This is a genomic window from Anaerotruncus sp., assembly GCF_057433415.1.
In genome coordinates, this window is record NZ_DBMDHH010000002.1 from 20,841 (window position 1) to 30,633 (window position 9,793).

Consider the following 9,793-nt stretch of genomic DNA (forward strand, 5'->3'; position numbering starts at 1 on the left):
GCCCCCGCCGCGTCTTTACGAAAGGAGTCACTATGGCACATGCATTGGAGCCGATCCGGATCGGAACGGTTCAGCTCAAAAACAGGATCGTTTTCCCCTCCATGTGCGTCTTTTTCTGCGACGCCGAGGGCTATATCAACGACGTGATGACAGAGTACGTCCGGGAGCGCGCACGGGGCGGCGTGGGGCTGCTCATCATCCCCGGCAGCCCCCACGGCAAGGTGGGCCCAGGCCGCCCAGCCCTCTCCCACAACGGCTATATCCCCGGATGGAAGCGTCTGGCCGACGTCGCGCACGAGCATGGCGCAAAGCTCTTTTGCCAGCTCCATCCGGCGAAATTCCAGGCCGGAAGGGGCTATACCATTGAGGACATCAACGATTTTACGCCGGAGTATATCCGCGGCCTGATCGACAGCTACGCCGCGTGCGCGGCGCGCGCGCGGCGCGCGGGGGTGGACGGGGTCGAAATCCACGGCGCGCACGCGCACGAGGTGGCGCAGTTCCTCTCGCCGTTTTACAACCGGCGCCAGGACGAATACGGCGGCTCGCCCGAAAGGCGCGCGCGGTTCGCAGCGGAGATCGTCCGAGGCATCAAACGGGAAACCGGCGCGGATTATCCGCTGATCTTCCGGATCAGCGGGGACGAGCTGGTGGAGGGCGGAAGGCGAATCGAGGAGACGGCCGCAATCGCCGGGCTCCTTGAAAAAGCGGGCGCGGATGCGATTCATGTCTCCTGCGGCATGCCGGAATCGGAGTATGCGATTTCCGCGCCGATGGACATGGAGGACCTTTTTAACGCTGACAACGCGGCGCGGGTGAAGGCGGCGGTTTCCATCCCGGTCATCGCGGTCAACCGCATCACCGACATGGAGGAGGCGGACGCCGTCATACGGAGCGGGAAGGCGGACCTGGTCGCCATGGCGCGGGCGAACCTCGCGGACCCGGACATGATCGCGAAGTACGAGGGGCGGGTCGCGGGCCCGGTCAGGCGCTGCATCGGCTGCAACCAGGGGTGCCGCGACGCGGCGCTCTATAAAAAGATCCGCTGTATGCAAAACGCCCGGCTCGGCTTTGAGACGACGCTCAACTTTGCCGCGGCGGCCGAGGCGGAAAAGGCGCAGAAAATCCTGATCGCCGGAGCGGGGCCGGCGGGGCTGGAGGCCGCTTACGACCTTACCCTGCGGGGATTCCGGCCTCTGGTGTACGAGAGGGAATCGAAGCCCGGGGGGCTGATCAATCTGGCGGCGCTGCCCCCGCAGAAGGAACGGATGCGCGAAATCACGAATTTCCGCGTGGTCGCGCTGGAAGAGGCCGGGATCGCCATCCAATACGGCTCGGAGGTCACCCCTGAGCTGCTGGAGCGGGAGAGGCCGGACGTGCTGATCGTGGCCACGGGAAGCGTCGCGGCCATTCCGCCCATCCCGGGGATCGACGGAGAAAACGTCGTAACCGCGGACGAGCTCCTGTCGGGGCGAAAGCCCCTGCGGGGAAGCCATATCGTAGTGCTGGGCGGCGGCCTTGTGGGGTGCGAGGCGGCGGATTATCTGGCGGCCGCCGGCCGCCGGGTGGAGATCGTGGAAATGACGGACAAGCTCGCGGACGGGCTCAACCAGAGCAGGCGGCGCTTCCTCTTAAAGCGCTTGTCCGAGCACGGCGTGGCGGCACACCTTCTCACAAAGGCGGAGCGCGTCGCCCTGCCGGAGGTGCGGGTTTGCAGCCAGAATTACAGCTATGCGCTGGAAGGGGTCGACGGCGTCGTGGTTGCCGCCGGACGCAGCCCGCAAGACCGCCTGAGCGCGTGGGCGAAGGAACACCTGCCCGGAACGCGGGTCTTTGTGATCGGGGACGCCGGGCGGCCGGGCGTCGCGCTGGACGCGATTCATCAGGGCGCCCGCGTGGCGGCGCAGATATGACGAAAACGGAGGGATAGCTTTTGAATAAGCGTTTGACGCTTAAAAATATGCTGGGGAACCGGGAAACCTATTTTGTCCCCGGCGTCTTTGACTGCATCGGCGCGCTGGCGGTCGAGGCGGCCGGCTTTCAGGCGGCGCTGGTTTCCGGCAACGCGGTTTCCGCCTCGGCGCTCGGTCTGCCGGACATGGGCCTGCTCACGATGACCGAGGTGGTCGACGCCTCCTCGCGGATTGCCCGCTCGGTGGACATCCCGGTGATCGCGGACGCGGACACCGGCTATGGCCAGCCGCTCAACTTTATGCGCACGGTGAACGAATTTGAACGGGGCGGCGTCGCGGGCATCCACATCGAGGATCAGGTCAGCCCCAAAAAATGCGCCTATTACGGCGGTACGCACGAAATCGTCCCCGTGGACGAATTCCTGAGGAAGCTGAAGGCGGGGATCGACGTGCGGGAAAACCCGGACTTCTGCATCATCGCGCGCACCGACGCCATGGTGAGCTACGGCAGGGAGGAGGCCGTGCGCCGAGCCAACAAATATCTGGAGGCGGGCGCGGACGCGGTGTTCGTGGTGGGATGCTCCACGCTTGAGGAGGTCGGGATGGTGGCGCGGGAGGTCTCCGGGCCGGTGGTGGTGAACGTCAACGACATAAGCGAGCTGAACCGGTACTCGCAGGAGACCTTCCGGCAGCTTGGCGTCAAGCTGGTGCTCTATCCGGCCACGCTGCGCTCCCTCTTCCTAAAGCAGGCGCTGGACACGATGAAGCACCTCTATGAAAACGGGAATACGGCGGACAGGCTGGACCGGCTTGCAACGCTTCCAGAATTTCAGAAGGCGACGAAGGTGCCGGAATACGAGGCGCGGGAGTACCAATATGCAAAATGAACGCGGCGGCCGCCGCGAGGGGGTATAAAATGGCTACTGCAGTTGAAAAAATCTTTTCCGCGAAGGCGGGCAGGCCGGTCAAAGCGGGAGATATCGTGGTTGTGGAGGTGGACGCCTGCATGATTCACGACGTCAACGGCCCGACGGCGGTCAAAAACTTCGCGCAGATCGCAAAGACGGTCAAATCCCCGGCGCACCACCTGATCGTCCTGGACCACTTTGCCCCGTGTCCGAACGCGGCAGCCGGGAATAACCACCTTCTTCTCCGCCGCTTCGCAAAGGAGCACGGCATTCGGTTGGTGGACGTCTGCAAGGGCGTCTGCCACCAGAAGATGCTGGAATCCGGTAAAGTCAGGCCCGGCGGGATCGCAGTGGGCACCGATTCGCACTCCTGCACCTACGGCGCGCTAAACGCCTTCAGCACCGGCGTGGGCGCGGCGGAGGCGGCCGTCATATTTGCCTGCGACCAGTGCTGGTTCAAGGTCCCCCCGACCATCCGGGTGGAGTTTGCGGGGAAGCTGCCGCGCAAAATCCTGGGCAAGGACCTGGCGCTGGAGCTGCTGCGCATATTGGGGGAGGCGGGCGCGTCCTACCAGTGCGTGGAGTTCGGCGGCGAGGCGGTGGCGGACATCAGCTTCGACAGCCGCGCCACGCTTTGCAACATGATGATCGAGGCCGGGGCAAAGGGCGCGATCATGCCGTGCGACGAGGTGGCCCGGCGGTGGCTCGCGGCGTACGGAGTGACCGGAGAAGCGGGGGTGGAACCGGACGGCGACGCGGAATACAGCCGTAGGATCACCATCGACGTCTCGCAGATGCGGCCGCTGGTGGCGGTGCCTCCGCACATCGACCACGCGGTCGCGGCGGAGGAATTGGAGAAGGTCCGGGTGGATCAGGTCGTGATCGGGTCCTGCACGAACGGGCGCTACGAGGATATCGCGCTCGCGGCCGAAATTCTCCGGGGGAAACGGGTGGCCGACGGCGTCCGGCTGCTGGTCTATCCCGCTTCGCCGGAGGTGGAGGCGGCGCTCAAGGCGGGCGGACATCTGGACGCGCTCACTTCAGCGGGGGCCTCCGTCTTCCCGCCGAGCTGCGGCCCCTGCGCGGGAATCCACGGAGGCCTGCTGGGGGACGGCGAGGTGGCGGTCTCGACCACCAACCGAAACCTGAACGGACGGATGGGGAGCAAGGATGCGCGGATTTATATCGCTTCTCCGCTGGTGGCCGCCTGTTCGGCGCTGTGCGGATTTATCACGGATCGGGAGGTTTTGGGATGAAGGGGAAAGCGGTCGTGCTGGGTGACAATGTGAACGGGGACCAGATCATCGCGGGCAGCCGCCTCGCCGGCGGAAAGAACGAGACGGAAGCTGTGCCGTATCTCTTCGAGGCGTGCAGGAGCGATTTCTCCTCCGTCTATCAGCCGGGGGACATCCTGGTCGCCGGTGAAAATTTTGGCTGCGGCTCTTCCCGGGAGCAGATCATCCTGGTAATGAAGGCCGCCGGAGTTCGGTGCGTGATCGCAAAGTCGTTCAGCCGACATTTCTACAGAGGCGGCATCAACATGGGAATCCTCCCGCTGATCTGCCGGGCGGAGATTCGGGAGGGGGACCTCGTGGAGGTGGACCTCGAAAAAAGCTGCATCCGGGTAAACGGTTCCGATCCGGTGGCCTTCGAGCCCTTTCCGCCGCAGGTCGTTGGATATCTCACGGAGGGCGGCCTGCTCGGCTATTACAAAAAACACCATACGCTGCGATAAAAAACCCGCCTGCAAGCAAACGCTTGCAGGCGGGTTTTTCGTATTTTCAGCCGTGTGCCGGCTTTCGCAGCGTCAGCAGCGCGCTGACGCCGGTGACGGCGAAGAGCACGATCCCCGACAGGAAGAACCAAAGCGGCACGCCGAAGCGTTCGGCGACCGGCCCCGCGATCAGAAGCCCCAGCGGCATGGCCAGCGACATCATGCTGCCCAGCAGAGAGAAGACGCGCCCCTGCGCCTCGTGGGGGACGGACTCCTGCATGTAGGCCATGAAGGGGATGCCGTAGAGGTTCCCGCTGGCGCCCATGACGGCGCAGAAGACCGCGAAGGGCCAGAAAAAGACCATGTCGCTTGGAAGGATTCCGCAGAGCAGGGTGCTTGCCGCCAAACCGAGCAGGCCGAGGTGGATGACGGAAAACTTGTTTTTGATCGTTCCCACCGCGCCGAGGCCTGCGGCGCTGAGCATCATACCCGCCGCGTAGAGCAGCTCGACGAGGCTTGCGTGCCAGGCTGTCGCCTGAAAATGATCGCTTGTCATCAGCGGATAGAAGGAGGAGAGCGGCATGTAGAAGATCATCCCCACGCACACGCAGAGGGTGAGGGTGAAGAGTCTGCGGTCGCGCAGGAAGACGGCCGCGCCATCCCGCATCTCCCGCAGGAAATGCGGAAGCTCCTGCCCGGCGCGCGGGGGATCGGGGATCTTCACCACCGCGACCGTGACGCTCGCCGCGACTGCGCCCGCCAGGTCGGAGAGCAGGATGACCGGAAGCGGCAGAGCGGCGTACATCGCGGCGCCGAGCACCGGCCCGAGCATAAAGGCGCCCGACTGCATGAACTGGCTCCAGCCGTTGGCGCGGACGAGCTGGTCCCGGGGCACGAGCATGGGGATCGCTGCCTGGATCGCGGGGGTGTGGAAGACGTTCCCGACCGCCCGGATGCCCAGCACGAGGCAGGCCGACCAGAAGGGCGGCCTGCCAAGCAGGAAGACGCCCGCGAAAACGGTCGCGACCAGGCCCATGAAGAGGTCCGCGGAGATGATGACCGTCTTGCGCTTGAGGCGGTCGACCCACACCCCGACGAACGGCCCGAGCACCAGCTGCGGCAGGAAGGCGAAGAGCCCCGCCAGCGCCATCGTCATGGGGGAGGAGCTTTCGCTGGCGAGCCACCAGATCAGCGCGAACTGGACGGCGCTGCTGCCGATCAGCGAGACGGTCTGCCCGGCCGCGATCGTAAAGAAGCCGCGCTTCCAGCCGTGGGGCTTCGATTGTTCCATAAAACCTCCTTTTATTTGCCGGACGGTCAAAAAGACGCAGACACGCGCCCGCCCGGCTGTGTTTGCGTCCGTGGTCGAAAGACGGCCCGCCGCACCGTACGGCGGGCCCTCCGGAGTTTGTGAATGGAATTCCATTATAGCAGGCCGGTTCCGTTTGTCAAGAAGGTTTTTCAAGGGGGACGGATGCGCGCGAAAAAGGCCCCGCCGGCGGTGCCGGCGGGACCTTTCAGCCTCCGGAAATCAGATCGCGCCCGACTGCTTGAGCCACTCCTCGATCTGGAACTTGGATTTGGCGGCGACGAGCGGTTCGTTCTCCTTGCCGCCGCGGAAGAGCAGCAGGGTGGGGATGGTCATCACCGAGAACTGCTGCGCGAGCGAGGGCACGTCGTCGATGTTCACCTTGGCGAACCGGATTTTGCCCTCGTAGGCCGCGGCGAGCTGGTCGAAGATGGGGGCGAGCATCCGGCAGTAGCCGCACCAGGGCGCCCAGAAGTCCACGAGAACGGGCTCGCTCGATTTCAGGACCTCAGCCTCAAAATTGTCCGCTGTGATCGTTAAGATATTCATATAATCATCCTTTCCGGTTCATTTTTTTCTATCTGTAATTATAATCATTACAGATAATTTGTCAAGCACTTTTTCAAAAAAAGTGCTACCGGAGATTCCCGGAGAGGAACTCGTCGCGGAACCACACCTTCTTCGCCTCAAAGCTCCTGCCGTTCAGATAGTCGAGAGGGCCCGCGCCGCCCTGGAACCGGAAGGTGAGCTTGTAGGAGTAGAGAGCCTGGAACTGGTAGCCGGTGCCGTGGTTGTCGCGGTTGCGGCCGTACTTGGCGTCGCCGAGCAGCGGATGGCCGATGGAGGCGAGGTGTGCGCGGATCTGGTGGGTGCGGCCGGTCAGCAGGTCGACCTCCAGCAGGGAGAAGCGCCCGTTCTCGCCGAGCACGCGGTAGTGGGTGAGGATGGTGCGGCCGCCCGGCACGGGATGGTCGCAGACGGTGACGGTGTTCGCCGCGCCGTCCTTGACGAGGAAGCCCTTGAGGGTGTCCGACCGGTGCGGCATCGTGCCGTGCACGACGCAGAGGTAGAGCTTTTGCAGCTCGCGGGCCTTGATCTTTTCATTGAGCACCCGCAGGGCGGGCGCGTTTTTGGCCGCGATGACGATGCCGCCCGTATTGCGGTCGATCCGGTTGCAGAGGGCGGGCGTAAAGCTGTTCTCCCGGGCGGGGTCGTACTCGCCCTTTTGGTAGAGGTAGTGGAGGATGCGGTTGATCAGCGTGTCCGTCTGGCCGCCCTCGTCCTCGTGGACGAGCAGGCCGGGGCGCTTGTCCGCGAGGAGGATGTTTTCATCCTCGTAGAGGACGTCGACCGTGGGCGGGACGGAGAGGAAGGCGGGCGCGCCGGGCGCGCCGCCGAAAAACTCGTCGTTCAGGTAGAGGGAAAGCCGGTCTCCCTCGCACAGACGGGTGGAGATCTCGCACCGCTTGCCGTTGAGCTTGATCCGCTTGGTGCGGATGGATTTATAGAGCAGGGCCTGGGGCAGCAGCGGGACCGCCTTGGTCACGAACTTGTCCACGCGCTGGCCCGCGTCGTTTTGATTGATGACGAATTCCCTCATGGCGAACCTCCACAGCCCCGATGGTCGAAGGGGCCTGTAAATCAATGGCCGCGCGGCGTTGAAACCGCCCGCGGCGGGGGCGACCGGATGTGAGCGGATTCCCCGCGCTTATTATAGCACACAAGCTCCGCCGGCGAAAGCCGGGAAAAATCGACGGGGTCTAGGCAAACAGGAATTATTTTGTTATAATATGTACTAAGATACTGGAAACGCGGGCGGTGAAGAGCGGATGGCGAATGTGCACGAGGGACACAGGCAGCGGCTCAGGGACCGCTTCTTAAAGGAGGGGCTGGACGGCTTCGCCCCGCACAACGTGCTTGAACTGCTCCTCTTTTACGCGGTGCCCCAGCGGGACACCAACGAGCTGGCGCACCGTCTGCTCGCGCGTTTCGGGTCGCTTTCCGGCGTGCTGGACGCGGATTTCGACGAGCTCTGCCAGGTGGAGGGGGTCGGCGCGAACGTTGCGACGCTGCTCAAGCTGGTGCCCGGGCTCGCGCGCCGGTACCTCGATGACTATGATGAAAACGGAGTGGTCCTCGCCACGATCGAAGAGGTGGGGACCTTCCTGCGGCCAAAGTTCATCGGGCGCAACAACGAAATGATCTTCCTGCTCTGCATGGACAGCCGGGGCGGCGTCGTCTACGGCGATTTCATCGCGGAGGGCAGCATCAACGCCGCGCCGATGTACACCCGCAACATCCTCGAGGCCGCGATGCGCAGCCATGCGGTGTCGGTGATTCTCGCGCACAACCATCCGCGCGGGCTCGCGCTTCCGTCCAACGCGGACATGCTCGCGACGCGCGCGGTCTTTGACGCGCTGACGGCTGCGAAAATCCGTCTTGCCGATCACCTGATTTTTGCGGGGTCGGATTACGTTTCGATGCGCGATTCCGGTTTCTTTTCCTTTGAGCGGCCTTAGGGCTTATTCTAATTTTGTGAGATGGAGGGACCACAGATGGAGTCAGGAAACCTGGGGGCGGTCAGCCCAACCTCCGTTTGGGTATTTGTTGACAGCACGGAGGACCACGACCTGAACGGGCGGCTGGCCTCTCCGGCCTTCGGTATTACGACGTTTTCCGGGGTGCTTGCGCTGATCACCCGCATGGAGCAGTTTTATAATGAAAAACGGTTCCCGCAGAGCTCCATGCAGATCCGCTCGTTCCATAAGAAGAAACGGGGAAAAACGGCGGAGGAAAAGCCGTCTGTCCCGGCGGCGGAACAGCGCGGGGACTTGGAGGAGATGCTCGCCCGCATCGGCATGGAGGAGCCCGGGAAACGTGCGACGTTTGTGATCAGCGTGCTCTTCCGGCAGAACGCCACCTGGCAGGGGACGGTGCGCTGGCTCAACCGGGACCAGACCCAGCGCTTCCGCAGCACGCTCGAACTGATCTCGCTGATGGAGGACGCGCTCTCCCGGGGCGGCGCGTCCGACGAGCCGGGCCGGTGGCGGGAATCCGCGGACAAAACAGAAAACGGATAACGATGGGGCGCTTCCACTTTGGAAGCGCCCTTTGCGCGCCGCGCGGCTGGCAGAATCTTTCGGCGGCGGGCATTTGAAAACATGTCGAAACTGTGGTAAAATAAACTGTTGACTTTTGATGGAAAAGAAGCTACACTAGATGAATCGAACATCTGTTCTCTTGAACGCGCCAATCGATTGATCTGACGGCCCAAAGCGGGGGAGGTATATGGAAGAAGGAAAATTTGAGCTGGTCGCCCCCTACAAACCGACGGGGGACCAGCCGCGGGCAATTGAAAAGCTGACCGAAGGCGTGCTGGCGGGCAGGAAGGAACAGGCCCTGCTGGGCGTCACAGGCTCGGGCAAGACGTTCACGATGGCAAACGTCATCGCAAACGTCAACCGCCCGACGCTTGTTTTGGCGCACAACAAGACGCTGGCCGCGCAGCTGTGCAGCGAGTTCCGGGAATTTTTCCCGCACAACGCTGTGGAGTATTTTGTCAGCTACTACGACTACTACCAGCCGGAGGCCTATATCGCCCACACGGACACCTATATCGAAAAGGATTCGGCGATCAACGACGAGATCGAGAAGCTCCGTCACTCGGCGACCGCCTCGCTCGGCGAACGGCGGGACGTGATCATCGTGTCGAGCGTCTCCTGCATCTACACGCTGGGCGACCCGATCGACTACCACAGCATGGTCATCTCGCTGCGCACGGGAATGCACAGGGAACGGGACGAGCTCATTAAAAAGCTGGTGGAGATCCAGTATGAGCGCAACGACATCAACTTTGTGCGCAACAAGTTCCGGGTCCGCGGCGACGTTGTGGAGATCTTCCCCGTCTATTCGGGGGATACCGCCGTGCGCGTCGAATTCTTCGGGGACG

General features: G+C 63.2%; 10 protein-coding genes. 7 read left to right on the forward strand and 3 right to left on the reverse strand.

Going from position 1 to position 9,793, the window contains the following annotated elements; translation table 11 throughout:
* The first annotated feature begins 32 nt into the window (after nucleotides 1–32).
* Genes ACZO3G_RS00835 through ACZO3G_RS00850 form a run of 4 tightly spaced genes read left to right on the forward strand, consistent with a single transcriptional unit; the run spans nucleotide 33 to nucleotide 4,556 of the window.
* Complete coding sequence (locus ACZO3G_RS00835; protein ID WP_276873215.1) at nucleotides 33–1,913, forward strand: NAD(P)/FAD-dependent oxidoreductase; 1,881 nt, start codon at nucleotides 33–35, stop codon at nucleotides 1,911–1,913.
* Between the two features lie 20 nt (nucleotides 1,914–1,933).
* Nucleotides 1,934–2,800, forward strand: a complete 867-nt coding sequence (locus ACZO3G_RS00840) for an isocitrate lyase/PEP mutase family protein (RefSeq protein ID WP_276873213.1) — start codon at nucleotides 1,934–1,936, stop codon at nucleotides 2,798–2,800.
* Between the two features lie 29 nt (nucleotides 2,801–2,829).
* Nucleotides 2,830–4,077, forward strand: a complete 1,248-nt coding sequence (locus tag ACZO3G_RS00845) for a 3-isopropylmalate dehydratase large subunit (RefSeq protein ID WP_276873211.1) — start codon at nucleotides 2,830–2,832, stop codon at nucleotides 4,075–4,077.
* Nucleotides 4,074–4,556 (forward strand): LeuD/DmdB family oxidoreductase small subunit, encoded by a 483-nt coding sequence (locus tag ACZO3G_RS00850; protein WP_276873209.1) that lies wholly within the window; start codon nucleotides 4,074–4,076, stop codon nucleotides 4,554–4,556. Before ACZO3G_RS00845 ends, ACZO3G_RS00850 begins: the two co-directional genes overlap by 4 nt.
* 46 nt (nucleotides 4,557–4,602) lie before the next feature.
* Here the strand turns inward: ACZO3G_RS00850 and ACZO3G_RS00855 are convergent, their stop codons facing one another.
* The 3 genes from ACZO3G_RS00855 to ACZO3G_RS00865 all read right to left on the reverse strand — a co-directional run bounded on the left by ACZO3G_RS00855 (nucleotide 4,603) and on the right by ACZO3G_RS00865 (nucleotide 7,444).
* The gene (locus ACZO3G_RS00855) at nucleotides 4,603–5,826 is read right to left on the reverse strand and encodes an MFS transporter (protein ID WP_277138417.1); all 1,224 of its coding nucleotides are present in this window, start codon (nucleotides 5,824–5,826) and stop codon (nucleotides 4,603–4,605) included.
* A gap of 240 nt (nucleotides 5,827–6,066) precedes the next feature.
* Nucleotides 6,067–6,393 (reverse strand): thioredoxin, encoded by a 327-nt coding sequence (trxA, locus tag ACZO3G_RS00860; protein WP_101550595.1) that lies wholly within the window; start codon nucleotides 6,391–6,393, stop codon nucleotides 6,067–6,069.
* An 85-nt stretch (nucleotides 6,394–6,478) separates the two neighbouring features.
* Nucleotides 6,479–7,444 (reverse strand): RluA family pseudouridine synthase, encoded by a 966-nt coding sequence (locus ACZO3G_RS00865; RefSeq protein ID WP_101550597.1) that lies wholly within the window; start codon nucleotides 7,442–7,444, stop codon nucleotides 6,479–6,481.
* A 229-nt stretch (nucleotides 7,445–7,673) separates the two neighbouring features.
* Between ACZO3G_RS00865 and ACZO3G_RS00870 the strand changes: the two genes are divergently transcribed.
* From ACZO3G_RS00870 to ACZO3G_RS00880, 3 genes are all read left to right on the forward strand, one after another.
* Nucleotides 7,674–8,363, forward strand: a complete 690-nt coding sequence (locus ACZO3G_RS00870; RefSeq protein WP_101550599.1) for a JAB domain-containing protein — start codon at nucleotides 7,674–7,676, stop codon at nucleotides 8,361–8,363.
* 36 nt (nucleotides 8,364–8,399) lie between these two features.
* Nucleotides 8,400–8,924 carry a hypothetical protein gene (locus ACZO3G_RS00875; RefSeq protein WP_101550601.1) on the forward strand — a complete coding sequence of 175 codons (525 nt, stop codon included), beginning with the start codon at nucleotides 8,400–8,402 and terminating at the stop codon, nucleotides 8,922–8,924.
* Between the two features lie 208 nt (nucleotides 8,925–9,132).
* A partial coding sequence (locus ACZO3G_RS00880; RefSeq protein ID WP_486846686.1) for a DEAD/DEAH box helicase family protein occupies nucleotides 9,133–9,793 on the forward strand: 661 nt, incomplete at its 3' end.

What these genes read in the sequence shown, in the direction of transcription:
- ACZO3G_RS00855 (WP_277138417.1), bottom strand. Translation starts at nt 5,826, where the DNA reads ATGGAACAATCGAAGCCCCACGGCTGGAAGCGCGGCTTCTTTACGATC.
- ACZO3G_RS00850 (WP_276873209.1), top strand. Translation starts at nt 4,074, where the DNA reads ATGAAGGGGAAAGCGGTCGTGCTGGGTGACAATGTGAACGGGGACCAG.
- ACZO3G_RS00835 (WP_276873215.1), top strand. Translation starts at nt 33, where the DNA reads ATGGCACATGCATTGGAGCCGATCCGGATCGGAACGGTTCAGCTCAAA.
- trxA (WP_101550595.1), bottom strand. Translation starts at nt 6,393, where the DNA reads ATGAATATCTTAACGATCACAGCGGACAATTTTGAGGCTGAGGTCCTG.
- ACZO3G_RS00865 (WP_101550597.1), bottom strand. Translation starts at nt 7,444, where the DNA reads ATGAGGGAATTCGTCATCAATCAAAACGACGCGGGCCAGCGCGTGGAC.
- ACZO3G_RS00875 (WP_101550601.1), top strand. Translation starts at nt 8,400, where the DNA reads ATGGAGTCAGGAAACCTGGGGGCGGTCAGCCCAACCTCCGTTTGGGTA.
- ACZO3G_RS00845 (WP_276873211.1), top strand. Translation starts at nt 2,830, where the DNA reads ATGGCTACTGCAGTTGAAAAAATCTTTTCCGCGAAGGCGGGCAGGCCG.
- ACZO3G_RS00870 (WP_101550599.1), top strand. Translation starts at nt 7,674, where the DNA reads ATGGCGAATGTGCACGAGGGACACAGGCAGCGGCTCAGGGACCGCTTC.